Origin of the sequence: Halomonas lysinitropha (genome assembly GCF_902500215.1) — a bacterium.
Taxonomy (GTDB): Bacteria; Pseudomonadota; Gammaproteobacteria; order Pseudomonadales; family Halomonadaceae; genus Halomonas; species Halomonas lysinitropha.
The window spans coordinates 102,996-128,522 of sequence record NZ_CABVOU010000021.1 but is presented as its reverse complement, the minus strand read 5'-3'; the positions used below and the strand labels follow the sequence as shown (position 1 = coordinate 128,522).

Genomic DNA, 25,527 nt, shown 5'->3' with positions numbered 1-25,527 from the left:
AGCGCCTGACGGAGCCGAACCCGTCGGGTGACGCCGACACGCATCGGTCACCCATGGTGAACAAGCTGGGGAATACAGATGGCTTACTCATACACTGAGAAAAAACGCATCCGCAAGGATTTTGGCAAACTGCCCCAAGTGATGGATGTGCCCTACCTGCTGGCCATCCAGCTTGATTCCTACTACGAGTTTCTCCAGCAGGATCGCTCACCCGAAGAACGCCTGGAAATCGGCTTGCACGCTGCCTTCAAGTCGGTCTTCCCGATCGCGAGCTTCTCCGGCAACGCGGCCCTGGAGTATGTCAGCTACCGTTTCGGTACTCCGGCCTTCGACGTCAAGGAGTGTCAACTGCGTGGCGTCACCTATTCGGCTCCTCTGCGCGTCAAGGTCCGCTTGATCATCTATGACAAGGATTCGTCCAACAAGGCGATCAAGGACATCAAGGAGCAGGAAGTCTACATGGGGGAGATCCCCCTGATGACCGAGAACGGTACCTTCGTCATCAATGGTACCGAGCGTGTCATCGTTTCCCAGCTGCACCGCTCGCCTGGCGTGTTCTTCGATCACGACAAGGGCAAGAGCCACTCTTCCGGCAAGCTGCTGTACTCCGCCCGGGTCATCCCCTACCGCGGTTCCTGGCTCGACTTCGAGTTTGATCCCAAGGACAGCGTCTTTGTGCGCATCGACCGTCGCCGCAAGTTGCCGGCCACGGTACTGCTGCGTGCCCTGGGCATGAGCGCCGAGGAGATCCTCGACGAGTTCTTCGAGCTCAGCACCTTCCATGTCGAGAAGTCCGGTTTCTCGGTGGAGCTGGTGCCGTCGCGCCTGCGTGGTGAGACCGCCACCTTCGATATCAAGGATGGCGACGGCAACGTCATCGTCGAGGAAGGTCGCCGGATCACCCAGAAGCATATCCGCCAGTTGGAAAAGGCCGGCCTCGAGCGCCTCGACGTGCCGATGGACTACCTGTTCGGCAAGACCCTGGCCAAGGATCAGGTCGATCCGAACACCGGCGAGCTGATTTGCCCCTGCAACACCGAGATCACGCCCGAGCTGCTGGAGAAGATCGGCCAGGCGGGCATAACCACTCTCGAGACGCTCTATACCAACGACCTCGACTGCGGACCCTTCATCTCCGACACCCTCAAGCTGGACACCACCGGGTCCCGCCTCGAGGCGCTGGTCGAGATCTACCGCATGATGCGTCCCGGAGAGCCGCCCACCAAGGAGGCCGCCGAGACACTGTTCAACAACCTGTTCTTCAGCGAGGACCGCTACGACCTGTCGGGCGTCGGTCGCATGAAGTTCAACCGCCGCCTGCGTCGCGACAGTGACACCGGCTCCGGTGTCCTCGACCAGCAGGACATCCTCGATGTGCTGCGCGAGATGATCGCGATCCGCAACGGCTTCGGTGATGTCGACGACATCGACCACCTGGGCAACCGTCGCATCCGTTGCGTCGGCGAGATGGCCGAGAACCAGTTCCGGGTCGGCCTGGTCCGCGTCGAGCGCGCGGTCAAGGAACGTCTCTCCATGGCCGAGAGCGAAGGTCTGATGCCCCAGGACCTGATCAATGCCAAGCCGGTGGCGGCAGCGGTCAAGGAGTTCTTCGGTTCCAGCCAGCTCTCCCAGTTCATGGACCAGAACAACCCGCTCTCCGAGGTCACCCACAAGCGCCGTGTCTCCGCGCTCGGTCCGGGCGGCCTGACCCGCGAGCGGGCCGGCTTCGAGGTGCGCGACGTTCACGCCACGCACTATGGTCGTCTGTGTCCGATCGAGACGCCGGAAGGTCCCAACATCGGCCTGATCAACTCCCTGGCCACCTACAGCCACACCAACAGCTACGGTTTCCTCGAGACACCGTACCGCAAGGTCGTGGACGCTCAGGTGACCGATGACGTGGTGCACCTGTCGGCCATCGAGGAGGGTGACTTCGTCATCGCCCAGGCCTCCGCTACCGTGGACGAATCGAACAAGTTGGTCGATGATCTGGTGCAGGTGCGCCACCGTGGCGAGACGACGTTCATGCGTCCTGAGCAGGTCACGCTGATGGACGTCTCACCGCGCCAGGTGGTCTCCGTGGCCGCCGCGTTGATCCCGTTCCTCGAGCACGACGATGCCAACCGCGCCCTGATGGGCGCGAACATGCAGCGTCAGGCCGTGCCGACCCTGCGTGCCGACAAGCCGTTGGTGGGGACCGGCATGGAGCGCTTCGTGGCGCGCGATTCCGGCGTCTGCGAGGTAGCCCGCCGTGGCGGGGTGATCGACTCGGTCGATGCCAAGCGCATCGTGGTGCGGGTCAGTGAGGACGAGATCATCGGTGGTGAAGCTGGCGTCGATATCTACAACCTGACCAAGTACCTGCGCTCCAACCAGAACACCTGCATGAACCAGCGCCCGATCGTGCGGCCGGGTGATCGGGTGAGCCGTGGTGACATCCTCGCCGACGGGCCCTCCGTGGACATGGGCGACCTGGCCCTGGGCCAGAATATGCGCATCGCCTTCATGCCCTGGAACGGCTACAACTTCGAGGACTCCATCCTGCTCTCGGAGCGGGCGGTCCAGGAAGACCGTTTTACGACCATCCACATCCAGGAACTGACCTGCGTCTCCCGTGATACCAAGCTGGGCTCGGAGGAGATTACCTCCGACATTCCCAACGTCGGCGAATCGGCGCTGGGCAAGCTGGACGAGGCCGGGGTGGTTTATATCGGTGCCGAGGTGGGTGCCGGCGACATCCTGGTGGGCAAGGTGACGCCCAAGGGCGAGACCCAGCTCACGCCGGAAGAGAAGTTGCTGCGGGCGATCTTCGGCGAGAAGGCGTCCGATGTGAAGGACACCTCGCTGCGGGCTCCCACGGGTATGACCGGGACCGTTATCGACGTCCAGGTGTTCACCCGTGATGGCGTGGAGAAGGACTCCCGTGCGCTCTCTATCGAGCAGATGCAGCTCGACGAGGTGCGCAAGGATCTCCAGGAGACCTACCGCATCGCCGAGGACGCCACCTTCGAGCGCCTCAAGCGCACCCTCTCCGGACAGGTCGTCAACGGTGGCCCCAAGCTGAAGAAGGGCGATGTGCTCTCCGACAGCTATCTCGAGGAGCTGCCGCGTCAGCAGTGGTTCAAGCTGCGCCTGCAGGACGAGACCTTCAACGAGTTGCTGGCCCAGGCCGACGAGCAGCTCGAGCAGCGTCGCAAGGAGATGGATGAGCGCTTCGAGGACAAGAAGCGCAAGCTCACCCAGGGCGATGACCTGGCGCCGGGCGTGCTGAAGATCGTCAAGGTCTACCTGGCGATCAAGCGTCGCCTGCAGCCAGGCGACAAGATGGCCGGCCGTCACGGCAACAAGGGTGTCATCTCGGCGATCATGCCCATCGAGGACATGCCGTTCGACGACAACGGCGAGCCGATCGACGTGGTGTTGAACCCCCTGGGCGTGCCCTCGCGCATGAACGTAGGCCAGATCCTCGAGACCCACCTGGGCATGGCGGCGCGCGGCCTCGGGGTCAAGATCGAGGGGCTGCTGCGCGATGCCCGCGAGCAACAGGTGGCCGAGATCCGCGACTTCCTGGGGCAGGTCTACAACAGCACCCTGGGGACCCACGTCGAAGATATCGACTCGCTTTCCGACGAGGAAGTCATTGCACTGGCGAAGAACCTCAAGGGCGGCGTCCCCATGTCCACGCCGGTGTTCGATGGGGCCCAGGAGCACGAGATCAAGCATCTGCTGCGCCTGGCCGACTTGCCGGACTCGGGCCAGATGACACTCTACGACGGCCGCACCGGCGATGCGTTCGACCGCTCCGTGACCGTGGGCTACATGTACATGCTCAAGCTCAACCACCTGGTGGATGACAAGATGCACGCGCGCTCCACCGGCTCCTACTCCCTGGTGACCCAGCAGCCGCTGGGCGGCAAGGCGCAGTTCGGTGGCCAGCGTTTCGGCGAAATGGAGGTCTGGGCACTGGAAGCCTATGGCGCGGCCTACACCCTCCAGGAGATGCTCACCGTCAAGTCCGACGACGTGGAAGGGCGCACCAAGATGTACAAGAGCATCGTGGACGGCGACCACACCATGCAGGCGGGCATGCCGGAATCCTTCAATGTGCTGGTGAAGGAAATCCGCTCGCTGGGCATCGATATTGAACTGGAAAGCTGAGGCTGCACCGCCTGCGCTTCACAGAATGACGGTCCGCGGGGGTGGCAACGCCCCCGCCCATGACAACTCCGCAACGGAGCCGACCCCATGAAAGATTTGGTGAAAGTCCTCAAATCGCAGTCTCAGTCCGAAGAGTTCGACGCGATCAAGATCACGCTGGCATCGCCGGACATGATTCGCTCCTGGTCCTTTGGCGAGGTCAAGAAGCCCGAGACCATCAACTACCGCACCTTCAAGCCGGAGCGGGACGGCCTGTTCTGTGCCAAGATCTTCGGCCCGGTGAAGGATTACGAGTGCCTGTGCGGCAAGTACAAGCGCATGAAGCACCGCGGCATCATCTGCGAGAAGTGCGGCGTCGAGGTCACCAAGGCCGCGGTGCGCCGCGAGCGCATGGGCCACATCGAGCTGGCAAGTCCCGTTGCCCACATCTGGTTCCTCAAGTCGCTGCCGTCGCGCATCGGCATGTTCCTGGACATGACCCTGCGTGATATCGAGCGTGTGCTCTACTTCGAGAGCTTCATGGTCATCGATCCGGGCATGACCACCCTCGAGCGTGGCCAGCTGCTCAACGATGAGCAGTATTTCGAGGCCCTCGAGGAGTTCGGTGACGACTTCGATGCCCGCATGGGGGCCGAAGCCGTCCAGGCGCTGCTCAAGGACATCGACCTCGAAGAAGAGATCGGTCGCCTGCGTGAGGAAATCCCGCAGACCAACTCCGAGACCAAGATCAAGAAGCTCTCCAAGCGCCTCAAGCTGCTGGAGGCCTTCCAGGGCTCCGGCAACGATCCGGCGTGGATGGTCATGGAGGTGTTGCCGGTGCTGCCGCCGGACCTGCGCCCGCTGGTACCGCTGGACGGTGGCCGCTTCGCGACCTCCGACCTCAACGACCTCTACCGTCGCGTCATCAACCGCAACAACCGCCTCAAGCGGCTGCTTGACCTCAATGCGCCCGACATCATCGTGCGCAACGAGAAGCGCATGCTGCAGGAGTCGGTGGATGCGCTGCTCGACAACGGTCGCCGTGGCCGGGCCATCACCGGCTCCAACAAGCGTCCGCTGAAGTCCCTGGCCGATATGATCAAGGGCAAGCAGGGCCGCTTCCGCCAGAACCTGCTGGGCAAGCGTGTCGACTACTCCGGCCGCTCGGTCATTACAGTCGGCCCGACCCTGCGCCTGCACCAGTGTGGCCTGCCGAAGAAGATGGCGCTGGAGCTGTTCAAGCCATTCATCTACTCCAAGCTGCAGAGCCTCGGCTACGCCTCCACCATCAAGGCCGCCAAGAAGATGGTCGAGCGCGAGACGGCGGAGGTGTGGGATATCCTCGCCGACGTCATCCGCGAGCATCCGGTGCTGCTCAACCGCGCGCCGACCCTGCACCGCCTCGGCATTCAGGCCTTCGAGCCGCTGCTGATCGAGGGCAAGGCGATCCAGCTGCACCCGCTGGTGTGTGCCGCTTACAACGCCGACTTCGACGGTGACCAGATGGCGGTTCACGTACCGCTGACCCTGGAAGCGCAGCTCGAGGCCCGTGCGCTGATGATGGCCACCAACAACGTGCTGTCTCCAGCCAACGGCGAGCCGATCATCGTACCGTCCCAGGACGTGGTGCTGGGTCTGTACTACATGACCCGCGAGCGCATCAACGACAAGGGCGAGGGCATGGTGTTCTCCGGCCTCGACGAGGTGGAGCGCGCCTTCGGTACCCAGAGCGTGTCGATGCATGCCCGCGTCAAGGTACGCCTCGACGAGATGGATATCGACGAGGAAACCGGCGAGAAGAGCCATCATCGCCGGATCTACGACACCACCGTGGGCCGTGCGCTGCTGTTCCGCATCCTGCCGGAGGGCGTGCCCTTCGAGCTGGTCGACCAGCCGATGAAGAAGAAAGCCATCTCCAAGCTGATCAACGAGGTGTATCGCCGCGCCGGCCTCAAGCCGACGGTGATCTTTGCCGACCAGCTGATGTACACCGGTTTCCGCCTGGCCACCTGGTCCGGCGCCTCCATCGGCGTCAACGACTTCGTGATCCCGGACGCCAAGGCCGAGATCGTCGACGCGGCTGAGGACGAGGTGAAGGAGATCGAGGACCAGTTCTCCTCGGGTCTCGTCACCGCCGGCGAGAAGTACAACAAGGTCATCGACATCTGGGCTCGGGCCAATGACCAGGTCGCCAAGGCGATGATGGCCGGGATCTCCAAGGAGACCGTGGTGAACCGCGACGGCAAGGAGGTCGAGCAGGACTCCTTCAACAGCGTCTTCATCATGGCCGACTCCGGTGCGCGGGGTAGCGCCGCCCAGATCCGCCAGCTGGCAGGCATGCGCGGCCTGATGGCCAAGCCGGACGGCTCGATCATCGAGACCCCGATCGTCGCCAACTTCCGCGAGGGCCTGAACGTCCTCCAGTACTTCATCTCGACCCACGGTGCGCGCAAGGGTCTGGCGGATACGGCCCTCAAGACCGCCAACTCCGGTTACCTGACCCGGCGTCTGGTCGACGTGGCCCAGGATATGGTGATCACCGAGCCCGACTGCGGGACCGAGCGTGGCCTGACGCTGCACCCGGTCATCGAGGGCGGCGATATCATCGTCTCCCTGGCCCAGCGCGTACTGGGTCGCGTGGTCGCCCAGGACGTCATCGACCCGGCCAGTGACGACGTGCTGATCCCGCGCGGCACCCTGCTCGACGAGAAGTGGTGTGCCGAGCTCGACACCATGGGCGTCGACGAGATCGTGGTGCGCTCCACCATCTCCTGCCAGACGCCACACGGCGTCTGCTCGTCCTGTTACGGCCGCGACCTGGCGCGTGGTCATCAGGTCAATATCGGCGAGTCCGTGGGCGTCATCGCCGCGCAGTCCATCGGTGAGCCAGGCACCCAGCTGACCATGCGCACCTTCCACATCGGTGGCGCGGCCTCGCGGGCCTCCGCGGTCGACAGCGTTCAGGTCAAGCACGGCGGCAAGGTGCGCCTGCACAACATCAAGTACGTCGAGCGCGGTGATGGCAAGCTGGTGGTGGTGTCCCGCTCCAGTGCGCTGGCCGTGGCCGATGATCATGGCCGCGAGCGCGAGTACTACAAGCTCCCCTACGGGGCCGAGCTGGACGTGCGCGACGGCGATAGCGTCGAGGCCGGTCAGGCCGTGGCCAAGTGGGACCCGCACACCCACCCGATCATTGCCGAAGGCGAAGGCCAGGTGCAGTACAGCGACCTCGACGAGGGCGTCACCATGCACCGTAGCGTCGACGAGATGACGGGTCTCTCCTCCATCGAGGTGATCGAGTCGGCGGCGCGCCCCATGGCCGGGCGTGACAAGCGGCCGATGATCATGTTGACCGACGACGCTGGCAATCCGGTCACCGTCTCCGGCTCCGACACGCCGGTGCAGTACCCGCTGCCCGGCAAGGCGATCATCACCGTCGACAACGGTTCTTACATCGGTGTCGGCGAGGTGGTGGCGCGTATTCCGGTGGAAGCCACCGGCAACAAGGACATCACCGGGGGCCTGCCGCGCGTTGCCGACCTGTTCGAGGCGCGCAAGCCGAAAGAGCCCTCCATCCTCGCCGAGGTCAGCGGCGTGATCAGCTTCGGCAAGGAGACCAAGGGCAAGCGGCGCCTGACCATCACGCCAGAAGACGGTGATCCCTTCGAGATGCTGATCCCGAAGTGGCGCCAGATCGCGGTCTTCGAGGGCGAGTCCGTCGAGAAGGGTGAGGTCATTTCCGACGGTCCGAGCAATCCGCACGATATCCTGCGGCTGCTGGGCATCTCCGAGCTGGCCAAGTACATCACCACCGAGGTGCAGGATGTCTACCGCCTCCAGGGCGTGGGCATCAACGACAAGCACATCGAGGTGATCGTGCGCCAGATGCTGCGCAAGGTGGAGATCACCGATGCCGGCGACAGCGACTTCATCACCGGCGACCAGGCCGAACTGGTCCGCGTGCTCGAGCAGAACGCGCGACTGGAGAAAGAGGAAAAGTTCCCGGCCAAGTACCAGCGACTGCTGCTGGGGATCACCAAGGCCAGCCTGGCCACCGAGTCGTTCATCTCCGCGGCCTCCTTCCAGGAGACCACGCGGGTGCTGACCGAAGCGGCGGTAACCGGCAAGCGTGACTACCTGCGTGGCCTGAAGGAAAATGTGGTGGTAGGACGCCTGATCCCGGCCGGTACCGGCCTGACCCACCACGCGGAGCGTCGTCGCAAGCGTGAAGACGCGGAGCGGCTGCTTCACCCGTCGGCCTACGATGTCGAGCAGGAGTTGGGCGCCCAGCTTACCGCGCTGGACTCGGACGACGACGACATCTGACACGCGTGCCCTGGCACTGCGCCTCCCCCAGGAGGCGCAGTGCTTGACGACGTGTCGTGTCAGCCATTAGAATGCGCAGCCTTTAACAGTGGGGCGGGTACGCCCGCACCCGCTGGGCAAGGCAAGGCAACCCATTGGAGTCAGCTACACACCATGGCAACGATCAATCAGCTCGTGCGCAAGCCGCGCAAGCGCCAGGCCGCCAAGAGCGACGTGCCTGCGCTGCAGGCCTGCCCGCAGAAGCGCGGGGTCTGCACCCGCGTCTACACCACCACCCCGAAGAAGCCGAACTCCGCACTGCGCAAAGTGTGCCGTGTTCGTCTGACCAACGGCTACGAGGTCTCCTCGTACATTGGCGGTGAAGGCCACAACCTCCAGGAGCACTCCGTGGTCCTGATCCGCGGCGGCCGCGTCAAGGACCTTCCCGGTGTGCGCTATCACACCGTGCGTGGTGCCCTGGACACCTCCGGCGTGCAGAACCGCAAGCAGGGCCGTTCCAAGTACGGCACCAAGCGTCCGAAGTCCTGACCGGCCCCGGTACGCAGCAGTCACACCATTTTGACCACGGTCTGATAAGAGTAAGGTCGAGCGCTGCCGGGGTGTGAGCACTCCGAGTCAGGAGTTTCGGGTTTACCTGAAGGATCCTTTAATGAGGGCTTATCATGCCTAGAAGAAGAGTTGCGGCCAAGCGCGAGATCCTGCCGGATCCCAAGTTCGGAAGTGAGCGCCTGGCGAAGTTCATGAACCACCTGATGATCGGCGGCAAGAAGTCCGTAGCTGAGCGTATCGTCTATGGTGCGCTGGACAGGGTTGCCGAGCGTAGCAAAGAAGAGCCGCTGGAGATCTTTGACAAGGCGCTGGAAGCCATCCAGCCCATGGTCGAGGTCAAGTCCCGCCGCGTCGGCGGTGCGACCTATCAGGTGCCCGTGGAAGTTCGCCCCTCGCGCCGCCACGCGCTGGCCATGCGCTGGCTGGTCGATGCGGCCCGTCGCCGTGGCGAGAAGACCATGGTGCTGCGCCTCGCCGGTGAGATGCTTGATGCCGCTGAAGGCAAGGGCTCGGCCGTCAAGAAGCGGGAAGACGTGCATCGCATGGCAGAAGCCAACAAGGCCTTCTCTCATTACCGGTTCTAAGTGCACCGCTTCTGAGCGTAGCCCTTCGCTACGCATCGCCAACCAACGGGGAGTTCCAACGTGGCTCGCAAGACTCCGCTAAAGCGCTACCGCAACATCGGTATCGTTGCGCACGTAGACGCCGGCAAGACCACCACCACCGAGCGCGTCCTGTTCTATACCGGCCTGTCTCACAAGGTCGGGGAGGTTCATGAGGGCGCTGCCACCATGGACTGGATGGAGCAGGAACAGGAGCGTGGTATTACCATCACCTCCGCGGCGACCACCTGCTTCTGGCAGGGCATGAGCAAGCAGTTCGATGAGCATCGCATCAACATCATCGACACCCCGGGGCACGTTGACTTCACCATCGAGGTGGAGCGCTCCCTGCGCGTGCTCGACGGTGCCGTGGTGGTGCTGTGCGGTTCGTCCGGTGTACAGCCGCAGACCGAGACCGTCTGGCGCCAGGCCAACAAGTACGAAGTCCCGCGCATGGTGTTCGTCAACAAGATGGACCGTACCGGCGCCGACTTCTTCATGGTGGTCGACCAGCTCAAGTCCCGCCTCGGCGCGAATGCCGTGCCGATCCAGATCAACTGGGGCACCGAGGAAGACTTCAAGGGCGTCATCGATCTCATCCAGATGAAGGCCATCCTCTGGGATGAAGCCAACTTCGGGATGAATTACGACCTGGTCGACATCCCCGCCGAGCTCCAGGAGACCGCCGAGAAGTTCCGCGAGGAGATGGTCGAGGCCGCCGCCGAGGCTTCCGAGGAGCTGATGGACAAGTACCTCGAGGAAGGCGAGCTCACCATCGAGGAGATCAAGGCCGGCCTGCGTCGTCGCACCCTGGACAACGAGATCGTGCTGGTCACCTGTGGCTCGGCGTTCAAGAACAAGGGCGTCCAGGCCGTACTGGATTGCGTCATCGAGTACATGCCGTCACCCACCGAGGTGAAGGCCATCGAAGGTGAGCTGGACGACAAGGATGGCACCATCGCCACCCGCGAGGCCGACGACAGCGCGCCCTTCTCCGCGCTGGCCTTCAAGATCGCCACCGATCCCTTCGTCGGCACCCTGACCTTTATCCGCGTCTATTCGGGCGTGTTGAAGTCGGGCGACAGCATCTACAACTCCGTCAAGGAGAAGAAGGAGCGTGTCGGCCGTATCGTTCAGATGCACGCCAACTCCCGCGAGGAGATCAAGGAAGTGCTGGCGGGCGACATCGCCGCCTGTATCGGCCTGAAGGACGTCACCACCGGTGACACCCTGTGCGACCTGAACGACAAGATCGTGCTGGAGCGCATGGAGTTTCCGGATCCGGTCATTTCCGTGGCCGTGGAGCCGAAGTCCAAGGCCGACCAGGAGAAGATGGGCGTGGCGCTGGGCAAGCTGGCCCAGGAAGACCCCTCCTTCCAGGTCCGCACCGATGAGGAGACGGGTCAGACGATCATCTCCGGCATGGGTGAGCTTCACCTCGACATCCTCGTCGACCGCATGCGTCGCGAGTTCAAGGTCGAGGCCAATATCGGCAAGCCGCAGGTGGCCTATCGCGAGACCATCCGCGCCAAGGTCGAGCAGGAAGGCAAGTTCGTTCGCCAGTCCGGCGGTCGCGGTCAGTACGGTCACGTGCATCTGCGCATCGAGCCGCTCACCGCAGAGGACAAGGGCGACGACGAGGACATGCACTTCAAGTTCGCCTCGGAGATCGTTGGCGGCGTGGTTCCCAAGGAATACGTGCCGGCCGTCGAGAAAGGGGCCTACGAGCAGCTGCAGAACGGTGTCATCGCGGGCTACCCGATGATTGACGTCAAGGTCACGCTGTTCGACGGTTCCTACCATGACGTGGACTCGAACGAGACCGCGTTCAAGGTTGCCTCTTCCATGGCGGTCAAGGAAGGTGCCAAGAAGGCGAAGGCCGTGCTCCTCGAGCCGGTGATGAGGGTCGAGGTCGTCACCCCCGAGGACTTCATGGGCGACGTCATGGGCGACCTGAACCGTCGTCGTGGCCTTGTCCAGGGCATGGAAGACTCCTCCATGGGCAAGGTCATTCGCGCCACGGTTCCTCTGGCTGAGATGTTCGGTTACGCAACCGATCTGCGCTCTCAGACCCAGGGCCGCGCAAGCTACGTGATGGAGTTTGCGGACTACGAAGAGGCGCCGTCCAGCGTCGTTGAAGCCGTCATCAACCAGAACGGTTAACCGTTAGCTAACGTAAAGAGGTTATAGCAGTGGCTAAGGCAAAATTTGAACGTTCCAAACCGCATATCAACGTCGGTACCATCGGTCACGTCGACCATGGCAAGACCACGCTGACTGCAGCCCTGACTCGCGTCTCCGCCGAAGTGTTCGGCGGAGACTGGAGTGAGTTCGACGCCATCGACAATGCGCCGGAAGAGCGTGAGCGCGGGATCACCATCGCGACGTCTCACGTCGAGTATCAGTCCGAGACGCGTCACTACGCGCACGTCGACTGCCCGGGGCACGCCGATTACGTGAAGAACATGATCACCGGTGCCGCTCAGATGGACGGCGCCATCCTGGTCTGTTCCGCCGCCGACGGCCCCATGCCGCAGACCCGCGAGCACATCCTGCTCTCTCGTCAGGTTGGCGTGCCGTACATCGTCGTGTTCCTGAACAAGGCCGACATGGTCGATGACGAGGAGCTGCTCGAGCTGGTCGAGATGGAAGTGCGCGAACTTCTCGACGAGTACGATTTCCCGGGTGACGACACCCCGATCGTCACCGGTTCCGCTCTGATGGCCCTGGAAGGCAAGGATGACAACGGCATGGGTACCACCGCCGTTGCCAACCTGATCAAGGCGCTGGACGAGTACATTCCGGAGCCGGAGCGTGCCATCGATCAGCCGTTCCTGATGCCGATCGAGGACGTTTTCTCGATCTCTGGTCGCGGTACCGTAGTCACCGGTCGTGTCGAGCGCGGTGTGGTCAAGGCCGGCGAAGAAGTCGAGATCGTCGGTATCAAGGACACGGTCAAGACCGTCGTGACCGGCGTCGAGATGTTCCGCAAGCTGCTTGACGAAGGTCGTGCCGGTGAGAACGTCGGCGCCCTGCTGCGCGGCACCAAGCGCGACGACGTCGAGCGTGGCCAGGTCCTGGCCAAGCCGGGCACCATCACCCCGCACACTACGTTCGAGGCTGAGGTGTACGTGCTGTCCAAGGACGAGGGTGGTCGTCACACGCCGTTCTTCAAGGGCTACCGCCCGCAGTTCTACTTCCGTACCACCGACATCACCGGTACTTGTGAGCTGCCGGAAGGCGTCGAGATGGTCATGCCGGGCGACAACGTCAAGATGGTTGTCACCCTGATCGCCCCGATCGCCATGGACGACGGCCTGCGCTTCGCCATTCGTGAAGGCGGTCGTACCGTCGGCGCCGGCGTCGTGGCCAAGATCCTCAAGTAAGCGTTTCGCCGCTTGATCGATCCAAGGGGGCTCCATCAGGAGCCCCCTTTCTGCGCACCGGAAGCGAGTGTTTGACTCTCGTCTCCGGCGTGCCTATAATGCGCATCCTTTGAATGCGTGGGTTGACGGCTCGCGCCGTCAGAATCCATTGGAGTTAGGGCAAATGCAGAACCAGAAGATTCGCATTCGGTTGAAGGCCTTCGACCATCGCCTGATCGACCAGTCCGCCGCGGAGATCGTAGAAACCGCCAAGCGTACCGGCGCCCAGGTCCGTGGTCCGATTCCCCTGCCGACCAATCGCGAGCGTTACACCGTGCTGATCTCTCCGCACGTCAACAAGGACGCGCGCGATCAGTACGAGATTCGTACCCACAAGCGGGTGCTCGATATCGTCGAGCCCACCGAAAAGACCGTTGATGCCCTGATGAAGCTCGACCTCGCCGCCGGCGTGGACGTGCAGATCAAGCTCGACTGACACCACACTAGACACTCGCGGCCCAGCGCCTGGTCTGTCGATAAGACGACAGCGTCAAGCAGCAGCCGCCACGCCGGGATGGCGTCATACAACGTGCTAGTGGAATGCTCTGGAAAGGGCAGCCATAGCGGGTGATAGCCCCGTACACTATAGGAGACTGAGAATGACTATCGGTTTAGTCGGTAGAAAGGCCGGGATGACCCGCGTCTTCACCGAAGACGGTGCATCCGTGCCCGTGACCGTGATCGAGGTTGAGCCCAACCGCGTGACGCGTGTGAAGTCTGTCGAGTCCGACGGCTACGCTGCGGTTCAGGTAACAACCGGCTCCCGCAAGGCCAAGCATCTGTCGAAGGCCCAGGCTGGGCAATTCGCCAAGGCAGGTGTCGAGGCCGGTCGTTCACTGATGGAGTTTCGTCTTCCCGAAGGCGCAGAGGCTCCGGAAGTGGGTGGCGAGCTCACCGTATCCCTCTTCGAAGCTGGTCAGATGATCGACGTGACCGGCACCTCCAAGGGCAAGGGTTTCCAGGGCGCCGTCAAGCGCTGGAACTTCCGCACCCAGGACAATACCCACGGTAACTCCCTGTCGCACCGCGCGCCGGGTTCCATCGGCATGTGTCAGACTCCGGGCCGCGTGTTCAAGGGCAAGAAGATGGCCGGCCAGATGGGCAATGTGCGCTGCACCGTGCAGAGCCTGGAAGTCGTCCGTGTCGACGCCGAACGCAACCTGCTGCTGATCAAGGGCGCCGTACCGGGTGCCACCGGCAGTGATGTCATCGTGCGCAGCGCCGTCAAAGCAGGCTGAAGGGGAACTTACCGATGAATCTGAATCTTGCAGGTGCAGGCGCCGGTACTGTCGAAGTATCCGATGCCACCTTTGGCAAAGAATTCAATGAGGCCCTTGTACACCAGGTCGTCACCGCCTATCTGGCCGGTGGACGTCAGGGTACTCGCGCCCAGAAGAACCGTTCCGACGTGCGTGGTGGCGGCAAGAAGCCTTGGCGCCAGAAGGGCACCGGTCGTGCCCGTGCCGGCACCATCCGTTCGCCGATCTGGCGTGGCGGCGGTGTGACCTTCGCGGCCCGCCCGCAGGACCACTCCCAGAAGGTCAACCGCAAGATGTACCGGGCGGCCATGCGCTCCATTCTCTCCGAGCTGGTTCGCCAGGAGCGCCTGGTGGCCGTCGATGGCTTCGCCGTCGAGGCCCCCAAGACCAAGCAGCTGGTCGCCAAGCTCGAGGAACTGGGTCTGGAGAAGGTGCTGATCGTCACCGAGGAACTCGACGAGAACCTGTACCTCGCCGCCCGTAACATCCCCAACGTGGATGTGGTGGACGTCGCCGCTGCCGATCCGGTGAGCCTGGTCGCCTTCGACAAGGTGCTGGTCACCGTCTCCGCCCTGCGTAAATTCGAGGAGAAGCTGGCATGAACCAGGAGCGTGTATTCAAGGTTCTGCTCGGTCCGCACGTGACCGAGAAGGCCGCCATGGCCGCCGAGCGCAACCAGTACGTGTTCAAGGTGGCAGGCGACGCGACCAAGCCCGAGATCAAGGCCGCCGTGCAGGAGCTGTTCGGCAAGAAGGTCGACCGTGTTCAGGTGCTGAACATGAAGGGCAAGACCAAGCGCACCGCGCAGGGTCTGGGTCATCGCAAGGGTTATCGCAAGGCGTACGTGACACTGGCCGCCGGCGAAACGCTTGAAGACTTCTCTGGCGCCGAATAAGGGCAGGAGTACGGATCATGGCAATCGTCAAGACTAAACCCACATCCGCCGGTCGTCGCCACGTCGTCAAGATTGTTGGTGAGGAGCTGTACAAGGGCCGCGCTTACGCGCCGTTGCTCGAGAAGCAGTCCAAGTCCGGTGGTCGTAACAACTACGGTCGTATCACCACTCGCCACGTGGGCGGTGGTCACCGTCATCACTATCGTGTCGTCGACTTCAAGCGCACCAAGGATGGCATTCCGGCCGTCGTCGAGCGCCTGGAGCACGACCCGAACCGCAGCGCGCACATTGCTCTGCTCAAGTACGCCGACGGTGAGCGTCGCTACATCATTGCGCCCAAGGGCGTGAGTGCCGGCGATCGTCTTGAGTCGGGCGTCAATGCGCCCATCAAGAAGGGCAACGCGTTGCCGCTGCGCAACATCCCGCTGGGTTCCACCGTGCACTGCATCGAGCTCAAGCCCGGCAAGGGTGCCCAGCTTGTGCGCAGCGCCGGCACCAGCGCCCAGCTGGTCGCCCGTGAAGGCAACTACGCCACCCTGCGTCTTCGCTCCGGCGAGATGCGCAAGGTGCTGGCCGAGTGCCGCGCGACTCTGGGGGAAGTGAGCAACTCCGAGCACAGCCTGCGTCAGCTTGGCAAGGCCGGTGCGAAGCGCTGGAGAGGGGTGCGCCCGACCGTTCGCGGCGTGGCCATGAACCCGGTGGACCACCCGCATGGCGGCGGCGAAGGCCGCAGCAGCGGTGGACGTCACCCGGTGTCTCCGTGGGGCATTCCCACCAAGGGCCACAAGACCCGCAAGAACAAGCGCACCGACAAGCTGATTATCCGTCGCCGCAAGGCCCGGAAATAAGATCCAACGCCAAGACATCAAGAGGTAACGGCTGTGCCACGTTCACTGAAGAAAGGTCCCTTTATTGACCTTCATCTGTTGAAGAAGGTCGAGACTGCAGTGGAGAAGAGCGACCGTAAACCGATCAAGACCTGGTCGCGTCGCTCGATGATCCTGCCCAACATGGTCGGGCTCACCATTGCGGTTCACAACGGTCGCCAACACGTCCCGGTGCACGTCTCCGAGGAAATGGTTGGCCACAAACTGGGCGAATTCGCTACTACCCGCCTTTATCGCGGTCATGTGGCGGACAAGAAAGCCAAACGGTAAGCCAGAGAGGATTGAGAGATGGAAGTCACAGCAAAGCTGCGTGGCGCTCGTTTATCCGCCCAGAAGGCCCGTTTGGTGGCTGACCAGGTGCGCGGTAAACCGGTCGCCGAGGCACTCGACCTGCTGACCTTCTCCCCGAAGAAGGCCGCGAAGCTGGTTCGGAAGGTGCTGCAGTCCGCCATCGCGAACGCGGAAGAAAACGACGGCATGGATATCGACGAGCTGCGTGTTTCGACCATCTGTGTCGATGAGGGCATGACGCTCAAGCGCATCCGTCCACGCGCCAAGGGCCGTGCGGATCGCATCCTGAAGCGTACCTGCCACATCACCGTCAAGGTAGCCGAGAAGTAGGAGTCGACCAGATGGGTCAGAAAGTCAATCCAACAGGCATTCGCCTGGGTATCGTCAAGGACCATACCTCGGTGTGGTATGCCGAGCGCGGCGCCTATGCCGACAAGCTGAATAGCGACCTCGAAGTCCGTCGCTTCCTGGAAGAGCGCCTGAAGAATGCGTCCGTGAGTCGCATTCACATCGAGCGCCCGGCCAACAACGCCCGCATCACCATTCACACTGCCCGCCCGGGCATCGTGATCGGCAAGAAGGGCGAAGACGTCGACCGGCTGCGTCGTGATGTCACCGCGATGATGGGCGTGCCCGTGCACGTCAACATCGAGGAAGTCCGCAAGCCGGAACTCGATGCCCAGCTCGTCGCGCAGAATATCGCCGGCCAGCTTGAGCGTCGTGTGATGTTCCGTCGTGCCATGAAGCGGTCCGTGCAGAACGCCATGCGCCTGGGCGCCGGCGGCATCAAGGTGATGCTTTCCGGTCGCCTCGGCGGCGCGGAAATCGCCCGCACCGAATGGTACCGGGAAGGTCGCGTCCCGCTGCACACGCTGCGCGCGGACATCGACTACGCCACCTATGAGGCGCACACCACCTACGGCATCATCGGTGTCAAGGTCTGGGTCTTCAAAGGTGAAATCCTCGGGGGCATCGAGGAGGTCCGCGCCAAGGCGAAACAGCCGCAGGCCGCACCCTCCAAGAAGAAAGGTTCCAGGTAAGGGGAGAGCGAGTCGATGTTACAACCCAAGCGTATGAAGTTCCGCAAGATGCAGAAGGGCCGCAATCGTGGCCTGGCGCATCGCGGTAGCAAGATCAGTTTCGGCGAGTATGGCCTCAAGGCCACTGGCCGGGGCCGTGTCACCGCCCGTCAGATCGAGGCCGGCCGTCGTGCCATCACGCGTCATGTCAAGCGTGGCGGCAAGATCTGGATCCGTGTCTTCCCGGACAAGCCGATTTCCAAGAAGCCTCTGGAAGTCCGCATGGGTAAGGGCAAGGGCTCCGTCGAGTACTGGGTCGCACAGATCCAGCCGGGTCGGGTCTTGTACGAGATCGAGGGCGTTTCCGAGGAGCTGGCCCGTGAGGCATTTGCCCTGGCCGCCCAGAAGTTCCCGGTCTCCACCACCTTTGTGAAACGGACGGTGATGTGATGAAAGCCCAGGAAATTCGTGAGAAGTCAGCCGAGCAGCTCAAGGAGCAGCTCTTCGAACTCCTCCGCGAGCAGTTCAACCTGCGCATGCAGAAGGCCACCGGTCAGCTGAGCCAGACTCATCTGCTCAAGCAGGTTCGTCGGGACATTGCCCGCGTGAAGACTGTGCTCAACGAGAAGGCAGGTGACTGAGATGGCCGAAGAAAAGAATGCCCGTACGCTCACCGGAAAGGTGGTGAGCGACAAGATGGACAAGTCCATCGTTGTGATGATCGAGCGTCGTGAGCGCCACCCGATCTACGGAAAATACATGAAGCGCTCCACCAAGCTGCAAGCCCACGACGAGTCGAATCAGGCCAAGTCCGGCGACACGGTATCCATCCAGGAATGCCGTCCGTTGTCCAAGAACAAGGCCTGGACCCTGGTCGAAGTCGTCGAACAGGCCAAGGGTTGATCGGTATACGCCGGTCAAGCCAGTGCAGTCAGATTAGGTTTGGAGAAAACCGATGATTCAGACTCAGACAATGCTGGATGTCGCCGACAACAGCGGAGCGCGCCGGGTGCAATGCATCAAGGTGCTGGGCGGTTCCCACCGTCGCTACGCCCGTATCGGTGACATCATCAAGGTCACGGTGAAGGAAGCCATTCCTCGTGGCAAGGTCAAGAAGGGCCAGGTCCTCAAGGCAGTGGTGGTTCGCACCCGTAGTGGCGTTCGTCGTAACGACGGTTCGCTGATCCGCTTCGATGGAAATGCGGCTGTGCTGTTGAACAACACCAACGATCAGCCGATCGGCACCCGTATCTTCGGGCCGGTGACGCGTGAGCTTCGCAACGAGAAGTTCATGAAGATCATTTCCTTGGCGCCTGAAGTGCTGTAAGGAGCGAGGCGGATATGCAAAAAATCAAACGTGACGACGAAGTCGTCGTCATCGCCGGCAAGGACAAGGGCAAGCGCGGCACCGTCAAGCGGGTTCTCGAAAACCGCTTCGTGGTGTCCGGTGTGAACATGGTCAAGCGTCACACCAAGCCCAACCCGATGGCGGGCAATCAGGGCGGTATCGTCGAGCGCGAGGCATCGATTCACGCGTCCAACGTGGCCATCTTCAACCAGGAGACCGGCAAGGCGGATCGCGTCGGCTTCCAGGTGCAGGAAGACGGTACCAAGGTACGTATCTACAAGTCGACGCAGTCGCAGATCGACGCCTAACGCGAGTCGGATAGCAAAATGGCGAACTTGAAAGAACGTTATCAAAACGAGGTGGTGGCTCAGCTCCAAGAGCAGTTCAGCTACGCCAATGTGATGCAGATCCCGCGGGTCACCAAGGTGACACTGAACATGGGTATCGGCGAAGCGACCAGCGACAAGAAGCTGATCGACAACGCTATCGGTGACCTGGAGAAGCTCTCCGGTCAGAAGCCGTTGGTGACCAAGGCACGCAAGTCCATCGCGGGCTTCAAGGTGCGTGAAGGCTGGCCGATCGGGATCAAGGTGACACTGCGCTCCGAGCGCATGTGGGACTTCCTCGATCGCCTGGTGAACATCGCGATCCCCCGCGTTCGTGACTTCCGTGGTCTCAACCCGAAGTCCTTCGACGGTCGTGGCAACTACTCCATGGGGGTGCGTGAGCAGATCATCTTCCCGGAGATCGAATATGATAAGATCGACCGGATTCGTGGTCTGGATGTCACCATCACCACCACCGCCAAAACCGATGAAGAAGGTCGCGCGCTGCTTGGCGCGTTGAACTTCCCGTTCAAGAAATAAGGGTGGGATCATGGCAAAGAAAAGCATGGTAGAGCGCGAGCTCAAGCGCACCAAGATGGTGGCGAAGTATGCCGCCAAGCGTGCCGAGCTCAAGGCGGTCATCCAGGACGTCAATGCTTCTGACGAAGAGCGCTTCGACGCGCAGCTCAAGCTGCAGCAGTTGCCGCGCGATTCCAGCCCGGTGCGTCAGCGCAATCGCTGCCGTATCACGGGTCGTCCGCACGGTTACTACAACAAGTTCGGCCTCGGCCGCAACAAGCTGCGTGAAGCCGCCATGCGTGGCGATGTGCCCGGACTCAAGAAGTCGAGCTGGTAACGCCACGCAGAATCATCAGGAGCGCAACGTAAATGAGCATGCAAGACACTCTGGCGGATATGTTCACTCGTATCCGCAATGCGCAGATGGCCACCAAGGAGACGGTTTCCATGCCGTCCTCCAAGCTCAAGGTCGAGGTGGCCCGCGTGCTGAAGGAAGAGGGCTATATCAGCGACTTCGCCGTCAGCGAGACCGCCAAGCCCGAGCTGACCGTGACCCTCAAGTACTTCGAGGGCAAGCCGGTCATCGAGCACCTGCAGCGGGTTTCCAAGCCGTCCCTGCGCCAGTACAAGGGCAAGGACGCGCTGCCGAAGGTCGCCGAAGGTCTGGGCGTTGCCATCGTCACCACCTCCAATGGGGTGATGACCGATCGTGCGGCGCGTCAGGCGGGTGTTGGTGGTGAAGTCATCTGCACCGTATTCTAGGAGTTTGGAATGTCCCGCGTAGCCAAATATCCGGTCAAACTGCCCGCAGGCGTCGAGGTCAAGCTCGACGGTGACCAGCTGTCCGTCAAGGGCAGCCAGGGAACCCTGACCCAGACCGTTCACCCCGACGTGGTGATCGGCCAGGAAGAGGGGCAGTTGACCTTCCAGCCGAGCGAGTCCGCGAAGAGCTGGGCAATGGTCGGTACCACCCGTGCCCTGGTCCAGAACCTGGTCACCGGTGTCAGCGAGGGCTTTACCAAGAGCCTCGAAATCATCGGCGTCGGTTACCGTGCCCAGGCCAAGGGCCAGACGCTTAATCTTACACTGGGCTTCTCGCACCCGGTCGACTACACGCTGCCTGAAGGTGTCACGGCGGAAACGCCCAAGAACACCGTCATCGTGCTGAAAAGCGCGGACAAGCAGCAGCTCGGCCAGTGTGCTGCGGAAATCCGCGCCTTCCGCCCGCCTGAGCCCTACAAGGGCAAGGGTGTCCGGTACGCCGACGAGCAGGTGCGTCGCAAAGAAGCCAAGAAGAAGTAAGGCAGGGTTATGAACGCGAAGAAAGAATCTCGTCTCCGTCGTGCCCGCCGTGCTCGCGGCAAGATCCGCGAGCTGGGCGTGTATCGCCTGTGCGTCAACCGTACCCCCCGCCACATCTATGCGCAGATTATCTCGCCGGATGGTGGCAAGGTCCTCGCCAGCGCTTCGACGCTGGACAAGGCCCTGCGCGAGGGTGCGACCGGCAATGCCGACGCCGCTACCAAGGTGGGCGAACTGATCGCCGAACGCGCCAAGCAGGCTGGCATCACCCAGGTGGCCTTCGATCGTGCCGGCTTCAAGTACCACGGTCGTGTGAAGGCCTTGGCCGACGCCGCTCGTGAAGGCGGCCTGGAATTCTAAAGGGTTTTACGATGGCGAAGAACGAACAGCAAAACGGCGATCTGCAGGAAAAGCTCGTGCAGATCAACCGTGTCGCCAAGGTGGTCAAGGGTGGCCGAATCTTCGGTTTCACCGCCCTGACCGTCGTGGGTGACGGTAACGGTCGTGTGGGTTTCGGTCGCGGCAAGGCACGTGAAGTGCCGGTGGCGATCCAGAAGGCCATGGATCAGGCACGTCGCAACATGGTCAAGGTGAACCTCACCGGCGGCACTCTGCAGTACCCGGTCAAGGCCCGTCACGGCGCCTCCAAGGTGTACATGCAGCCCGCTTCCGAGGGTACCGGGATCATCGCCGGCGGTGCCATGCGCTCCGTGCTTGAACTGGCCGGCGTGCATAACGTCCTGGCCAAGTGCTACGGCTCCACCAACCCGGTGAACGTAGTGCGGGCGACCGTCAATGGTCTGGCCGCCCTGCAGTCGCCGGAAGACGTGGCCGCCAAGCGCGGTCTGCCTGTCGAAGCGATCACGGGGTAAATGCCATGTCAGCAACGATCAAGGTTACCCAGACCCGCAGTACCATCGGCGTACTGGCCAAGCACAAGGCCAACATGAAGGGCCTCGGCCTGCGTCGCATCGGTCACACGGTTGAACTGGAAGACACCCCTGCCGTCCGCGGCATGATCCACAAGGTCAACTACCTTGTGCGTGTTGAGGGAGAGTAATCCATGAAACTCAATAGCCTGAGCCCGGCACCGGGTTCCAAGCACGCCGAGAAGCGCGTCGGCCGTGGCATCGGCTCCGGTCTGGGCAAGACCGGTGGCCGTGGCCACAAGGGTCTGAAGTCGCGCAGCGGCGGTAGCGTGAAGCCCGGTTTCGAGGGCGGTCAGATGCCGTTGCAGCGGCGCCTGCCCAAGTTCGGCTTCACTTCCGCGAAGTCTCTGGTTTCCGAGGAAGTCCGCCTGGCCGAACTGGCACGGGTCGCGGGTGACGAAGTCACCCTGGACACCCTCAAGGATGCCAACGTGCTGAAGGATGCCACCAAGCATGCCAAGGTGATCCTGTCCGGCGAACTGAACAAGGCGGTCACGGTCCGCGGTATCAAGGTCACCAAGGGTGCCCGTGCCGCAATCGAAGCCGCCGGCGGCAAGGTAGAGGACTAAATGGCCAAGTCAGGAAACATGCCGGCGATGGGCAGCGGTCTGAGTGAACTCTGGGCGCGCCTGCGCTTCGTGCTCCTCGCCATCGTGGTCTACCGTATCGGTGCCCACATCCCCGTTCCCGGTATCAATCCTGACCAGCTTGCTGCCTTGTTCAGGGAGCAGCAGGGCACCATCCTGGGCATGTTCAACATGTTCTCGGGTGGCGCCCTGGAGCGCATGAGTATCATGGCGCTGGGCATCATGCCCTACATCTCGGCATCGATCATCATGCAGCTGATGACGGCGGTGTCACCGCATCTCGAGCAGCTCAAGAAGGAAGGTGAGGCTGGCCGACGCAAGATTAGCCAGTACACGCGCTATGGCACCGTACTGCTGGCCCTGGTGCAGGCCACCGGCATGTCGGTGGGCCTGGCCAGTCAGGGGATCGCCTACACGGCTGACTTCAGCTTCTACTTCACTGCCATCGTCAGCTTCGTGACCGGTGCGGTGTTCCTGATGTGGCTGGGCGAGCAGATTACCGAGAAGGGCATCGGCAACGGCATCTCGCTGCTGATTTTCGCGGGTATCGTCGCCGGCCTGCCGGGTGCCGTGGGGCAAGCCTTCGAGCTGGCCCGCAACGAGGGAGCGTGGAACGTCCTTCCGCTGTTGGCCCTCACCGTGCTGGGCGTTGCCACCGTGGCTTTCGTGGTGTTCATCGAGCGCGGTCAGCGTCGCATCACCGTGAACTATCCGCGTCGACAGGTCGGCAATAAGATGTATGCCGGTCAGAGCAGCTACCTGCCGCTCAAGGTGAACATGGCGGGTGTGATTCCGGCGATCTTCGCCTCCAGCATCCTGCTGTTTCCCGCTTCGCTGGGACAGTGGGTCGGAGCCGGCGATGGCATGGAGTGGCTACAGCGTGCCTCCCAGGCCCTGGGCCCGGGTCAGCCGCTGTACATCTTGCTTTTCGGCGCGGCGGTGATATTCTTCTGCTTCTTTTACACAGCGCTGGTCTTCAACCCCAAGGATGTCGCCGACAACCTCAAGAAGTCGGGGGCCTTCCTGCCGGGTATCCGTCCCGGCGAACAGACGGCTCGCTATATCGACAAGGTCATGACGCGTCTGACCCTGTTCGGTGCCCTCTACATCACCGGGGTATCCTTGATGCCCCAGTTCCTGATTGTGGCGTGGAATGTGCCGTTCTTCTTCGGCGGTACCTCCTTGCTGATCGTGGTGGTGGTGACCATGGATTTCATGGCCCAGGTGCAGTCGCACCTCATGTCGAACCAGTACGAGTCGGTGATGAAGAAGTCCAACCTGAAAGGCTATGGTAGCGGCGGCATCATGCGCTGAGACACCGCTGACGAATTGGTGCGCCATGAGCGGATTCATCGGCTCGTGGCGCGAGCCAACTATGGAGATGGAACATGAAAGTTCGAGCTTCCGTGAAGAAAATGTGCCGCAACTGCAAGATCATTCGACGCAATGGCGCTGTGCGCGTCATCTGCATCGAGCCGCGGCACAAGCAGCGCCAGGGTTGATTCCAGCGCTGCAATGAACCGGGTGTCGGCATGCCTCTTGTCCTCGAGCGAGGGAAGAGGTATGCTGTTGCGCCTTTTGTAGATGATTAATCGAGCAAGCCGCTCAAATTTCGGAGTAAGCTGATGGCCCGTATTGCAGGCGTCAATATCCCGGACAACAAGCATGCGGCGATCTCGCTGACCTATATCTTCGGGATTGGCCGTACGCGTGCGCAGGAAATCTGCGCTGCTACCGGCATCGCGCCGACCATCAAGGTCCAGGAACTGTCCAGTGAAGATCTGGACTCCCTGCGGTCTGAAGTCGGCAAGTACACCGTGGAAGGTGACCTGCGCCGTGATGTCACGCTTAATATCAAGCGTCTCATGGACCTGGGTTGCTATCGTGGTCTGCGTCATCGTCGTGGTCTTCCGCTGCGTGGTCAGCGTACCAAGACCAATGCGCGTACCCGCAAGGGCCCGCGCAAGCCGATTCGCAAATAACACGCACGTTCTGGCGTAAAGACAGGAAACGACATCAACATGGCTAACCCGCGTAGCAACCGTAAGAAGGTTAAAAAGCAGGTAGTGGATGCCATCGCGCATATCCACGCCTCTTTTAACAACACGATCATTACGATCACAGACCGCCAGGGCAACGCCCTTTCCTGGGCGACTGCCGGTGGTTCGGGTTTTCGTGGTTCTCGCAAGAGCACCCCGTTCGCTGCTCAAGTGGCAAGCGAACGTGCAGCGACCGCTGCAGCCGAGTATGGTGTGAAAAACGTCGACGTGCTGGTCAAGGGCCCCGGTCCTGGCCGTGAATCCGCCGTGCGCGCTCTCAATGCCGCCGGCTTCCGCGTGCAAAGCATCACCGACGCGACGCCCATTCCCCATAATGGCTGCCGTCCGCCGAAGAAACGCCGCGTTTAAGGAGACAGATTCATGGCTCGTTACATTGGACCGAAGTGCAAACTGTCTCGTCGTGAGGGGACCGACCTCTTCCTCAAGAGCGGTATCACTCCCTTCGAGAAGAAGTGCAAATCCGAACAGATTCCGGGTGTGCACGGCCAGCGCCGTCAGCGTCTTTCCGACTACGGCTTGCAGCTTCGCGAGAAGCAGAAAGTACGTCGCATGTACGGCGTACTCGAGAAGCAGTTCCGCAACTACTACAAGGAAGCGGCCCGCCTGAAGGGTGCGACCGGCGAGTTGTTGCTGCAGCTTCTCGAATCCCGACTGGATAACGTCGTCTACCGCATGGGCTTCGGCTCCACGCGTTCCGAGGCACGTCAGCTGGTCAGTCACAAGGCGATCTCTGTCAATGGCAAGACCGTCAACGTGGCGTCCTACCAGGTCAAGCCTGGCGACGTGGTCTCCGTGCGCGAGAAGGCGAAGAACCAGGCGCGCATCCAGACTTCCCTGGCCATCGCCGCCAACCGCGGTGACGTGGTCTGGGTCGAGACCGATGCCAAGAAGATGGAAGGCACTTTCAAGGCCCTGCCCGAACGCGGTGACCTGTCTGCCGACATCAACGAAAACCTGATCGTCGAGCTGTACTCGAAGTAAGCGGCGCCTGCCGCCACGCCACTCTCCGCTCGCGGGGAGTGGCCGAGAGTACCGACAATCCGTTTGGCAGCCTGAAAGGTGTTCA

The 25,527-nt window shown here is 62.1% G+C and carries 32 protein-coding genes; all 32 read left to right on the top strand.

What is annotated here, in order from left to right; all coding sequences use genetic code 11:
- Positions 1–78: 78 nt before the first annotated feature.
- On the top strand, positions 79–4,158 hold the full coding sequence (rpoB, locus tag HALO32_RS03845; protein ID WP_151442467.1) for a DNA-directed RNA polymerase subunit beta: 4,080 nt from the start codon (positions 79–81) through the stop codon (positions 4,156–4,158).
- Positions 4,159–4,245: 87 nt separating this feature from the next.
- Entirely contained in the window at positions 4,246–8,463 is a 4,218-nt protein-coding gene (gene rpoC / locus HALO32_RS03840) for a DNA-directed RNA polymerase subunit beta' (protein ID WP_151442466.1), read from the top strand.
- A gap of 153 nt (positions 8,464–8,616) precedes the next feature.
- Positions 8,617–8,991 (top strand): 30S ribosomal protein S12, encoded by a 375-nt coding sequence (gene rpsL / locus HALO32_RS03835; protein WP_151442465.1) that lies wholly within the window; start codon positions 8,617–8,619, stop codon positions 8,989–8,991.
- 134 nt (positions 8,992–9,125) lie between these two features.
- Positions 9,126–9,596: a 30S ribosomal protein S7 gene (gene rpsG / locus HALO32_RS03830; protein WP_040183143.1), complete on the top strand. Its 471-nt coding sequence runs from the start codon at positions 9,126–9,128 to the stop codon at positions 9,594–9,596.
- 60 nt (positions 9,597–9,656) lie between these two features.
- A complete protein-coding gene (fusA, locus tag HALO32_RS03825) occupies positions 9,657–11,777 on the top strand; it encodes an elongation factor G (RefSeq protein WP_151442464.1) in 2,121 nt (706 codons plus the stop codon).
- 29 nt (positions 11,778–11,806) lie between these two features.
- Complete coding sequence (tuf, locus tag HALO32_RS03820) at positions 11,807–13,000, top strand: elongation factor Tu (RefSeq protein ID WP_151442463.1); 1,194 nt, start codon at positions 11,807–11,809, stop codon at positions 12,998–13,000.
- A gap of 163 nt (positions 13,001–13,163) precedes the next feature.
- Positions 13,164–13,475, top strand: coding sequence for a 30S ribosomal protein S10 (rpsJ, locus tag HALO32_RS03815; RefSeq protein ID WP_021819602.1), 312 nt, complete (start codon positions 13,164–13,166; stop codon positions 13,473–13,475).
- Between the two features lie 163 nt (positions 13,476–13,638).
- Complete coding sequence (gene rplC / locus HALO32_RS03810) at positions 13,639–14,277, top strand: 50S ribosomal protein L3 (protein ID WP_151442462.1); 639 nt, start codon at positions 13,639–13,641, stop codon at positions 14,275–14,277.
- A gap of 14 nt (positions 14,278–14,291) precedes the next feature.
- The gene (gene rplD / locus HALO32_RS03805; protein WP_151442461.1) at positions 14,292–14,900 is read left to right on the top strand and encodes a 50S ribosomal protein L4; all 609 of its coding nucleotides are present in this window, start codon (positions 14,292–14,294) and stop codon (positions 14,898–14,900) included.
- Entirely contained in the window at positions 14,897–15,193 is a 297-nt protein-coding gene (gene rplW, locus HALO32_RS03800; RefSeq protein WP_133484155.1) for a 50S ribosomal protein L23, read from the top strand. The genes rplD and rplW overlap by 4 nt, the downstream gene beginning before the upstream one ends.
- Before the next feature lie 17 nt (positions 15,194–15,210).
- On the top strand, positions 15,211–16,041 hold the full coding sequence (rplB, locus tag HALO32_RS03795; RefSeq protein WP_151442460.1) for a 50S ribosomal protein L2: 831 nt from the start codon (positions 15,211–15,213) through the stop codon (positions 16,039–16,041).
- 33 nt (positions 16,042–16,074) lie between these two features.
- The gene (gene rpsS / locus HALO32_RS03790) at positions 16,075–16,350 is read left to right on the top strand and encodes a 30S ribosomal protein S19 (RefSeq protein WP_151442459.1); all 276 of its coding nucleotides are present in this window, start codon (positions 16,075–16,077) and stop codon (positions 16,348–16,350) included.
- 18 nt (positions 16,351–16,368) lie between these two features.
- The gene (gene rplV, locus HALO32_RS03785; RefSeq protein WP_089714407.1) at positions 16,369–16,701 is read left to right on the top strand and encodes a 50S ribosomal protein L22; all 333 of its coding nucleotides are present in this window, start codon (positions 16,369–16,371) and stop codon (positions 16,699–16,701) included.
- Positions 16,702–16,712: 11 nt separating this feature from the next.
- Entirely contained in the window at positions 16,713–17,411 is a 699-nt protein-coding gene (rpsC, locus tag HALO32_RS03780) for a 30S ribosomal protein S3 (protein ID WP_151442458.1), read from the top strand.
- 15 nt (positions 17,412–17,426) lie between these two features.
- Complete coding sequence (gene rplP, locus HALO32_RS03775) at positions 17,427–17,840, top strand: 50S ribosomal protein L16 (RefSeq protein WP_040183130.1); 414 nt, start codon at positions 17,427–17,429, stop codon at positions 17,838–17,840.
- Positions 17,840–18,031 carry a 50S ribosomal protein L29 gene (gene rpmC / locus HALO32_RS03770; RefSeq protein WP_089797139.1) on the top strand — a complete coding sequence of 64 codons (192 nt, stop codon included), beginning with the start codon at positions 17,840–17,842 and terminating at the stop codon, positions 18,029–18,031. Before rplP ends, rpmC begins: the two co-directional genes overlap by 1 nt.
- Position 18,032: 1 nt before the next feature.
- Positions 18,033–18,293 (top strand): 30S ribosomal protein S17, encoded by a 261-nt coding sequence (rpsQ, locus tag HALO32_RS03765; protein ID WP_151442457.1) that lies wholly within the window; start codon positions 18,033–18,035, stop codon positions 18,291–18,293.
- Between the two features lie 52 nt (positions 18,294–18,345).
- Positions 18,346–18,717, top strand: a complete 372-nt coding sequence (gene rplN, locus HALO32_RS03760; RefSeq protein ID WP_106232380.1) for a 50S ribosomal protein L14 — start codon at positions 18,346–18,348, stop codon at positions 18,715–18,717.
- Positions 18,718–18,731: 14 nt separating this feature from the next.
- Positions 18,732–19,046, top strand: a complete 315-nt coding sequence (rplX, locus tag HALO32_RS03755) for a 50S ribosomal protein L24 (RefSeq protein WP_151442456.1) — start codon at positions 18,732–18,734, stop codon at positions 19,044–19,046.
- An 18-nt stretch (positions 19,047–19,064) separates the two neighbouring features.
- On the top strand, positions 19,065–19,604 hold the full coding sequence (gene rplE / locus HALO32_RS03750) for a 50S ribosomal protein L5 (protein WP_151442455.1): 540 nt from the start codon (positions 19,065–19,067) through the stop codon (positions 19,602–19,604).
- A gap of 10 nt (positions 19,605–19,614) precedes the next feature.
- Entirely contained in the window at positions 19,615–19,920 is a 306-nt protein-coding gene (gene rpsN, locus HALO32_RS03745) for a 30S ribosomal protein S14 (RefSeq protein WP_089714396.1), read from the top strand.
- Positions 19,921–19,952: 32 nt separating this feature from the next.
- A complete protein-coding gene (gene rpsH, locus HALO32_RS03740; protein ID WP_151442454.1) occupies positions 19,953–20,345 on the top strand; it encodes a 30S ribosomal protein S8 in 393 nt (130 codons plus the stop codon).
- A gap of 9 nt (positions 20,346–20,354) precedes the next feature.
- On the top strand, positions 20,355–20,885 hold the full coding sequence (gene rplF, locus HALO32_RS03735) for a 50S ribosomal protein L6 (protein ID WP_151442453.1): 531 nt from the start codon (positions 20,355–20,357) through the stop codon (positions 20,883–20,885).
- A 9-nt stretch (positions 20,886–20,894) separates the two neighbouring features.
- Positions 20,895–21,245, top strand: coding sequence for a 50S ribosomal protein L18 (gene rplR / locus HALO32_RS03730; protein WP_151442452.1), 351 nt, complete (start codon positions 20,895–20,897; stop codon positions 21,243–21,245).
- A gap of 11 nt (positions 21,246–21,256) precedes the next feature.
- Complete coding sequence (gene rpsE, locus HALO32_RS03725; protein ID WP_089714388.1) at positions 21,257–21,757, top strand: 30S ribosomal protein S5; 501 nt, start codon at positions 21,257–21,259, stop codon at positions 21,755–21,757.
- A 5-nt stretch (positions 21,758–21,762) separates the two neighbouring features.
- On the top strand, positions 21,763–21,945 hold the full coding sequence (gene rpmD, locus HALO32_RS03720) for a 50S ribosomal protein L30 (RefSeq protein WP_089714387.1): 183 nt from the start codon (positions 21,763–21,765) through the stop codon (positions 21,943–21,945).
- Between the two features lie 3 nt (positions 21,946–21,948).
- Positions 21,949–22,383 carry a 50S ribosomal protein L15 gene (gene rplO, locus HALO32_RS03715; protein WP_071943833.1) on the top strand — a complete coding sequence of 145 codons (435 nt, stop codon included), beginning with the start codon at positions 21,949–21,951 and terminating at the stop codon, positions 22,381–22,383.
- Positions 22,384–23,715 carry a preprotein translocase subunit SecY gene (gene secY / locus HALO32_RS03710; RefSeq protein ID WP_151442451.1) on the top strand — a complete coding sequence of 444 codons (1,332 nt, stop codon included), beginning with the start codon at positions 22,384–22,386 and terminating at the stop codon, positions 23,713–23,715.
- A gap of 74 nt (positions 23,716–23,789) precedes the next feature.
- Positions 23,790–23,903: a 50S ribosomal protein L36 gene (gene rpmJ, locus HALO32_RS03705; RefSeq protein ID WP_009099023.1), complete on the top strand. Its 114-nt coding sequence runs from the start codon at positions 23,790–23,792 to the stop codon at positions 23,901–23,903.
- 123 nt (positions 23,904–24,026) lie between these two features.
- Positions 24,027–24,383: a 30S ribosomal protein S13 gene (gene rpsM, locus HALO32_RS03700; RefSeq protein WP_151442450.1), complete on the top strand. Its 357-nt coding sequence runs from the start codon at positions 24,027–24,029 to the stop codon at positions 24,381–24,383.
- A gap of 39 nt (positions 24,384–24,422) precedes the next feature.
- The gene (rpsK, locus tag HALO32_RS03695) at positions 24,423–24,809 is read left to right on the top strand and encodes a 30S ribosomal protein S11 (RefSeq protein WP_040183105.1); all 387 of its coding nucleotides are present in this window, start codon (positions 24,423–24,425) and stop codon (positions 24,807–24,809) included.
- A 12-nt stretch (positions 24,810–24,821) separates the two neighbouring features.
- On the top strand, positions 24,822–25,442 hold the full coding sequence (gene rpsD, locus HALO32_RS03690) for a 30S ribosomal protein S4 (protein WP_089714379.1): 621 nt from the start codon (positions 24,822–24,824) through the stop codon (positions 25,440–25,442).
- Positions 25,443–25,527: the final 85 nt, after the last annotated feature.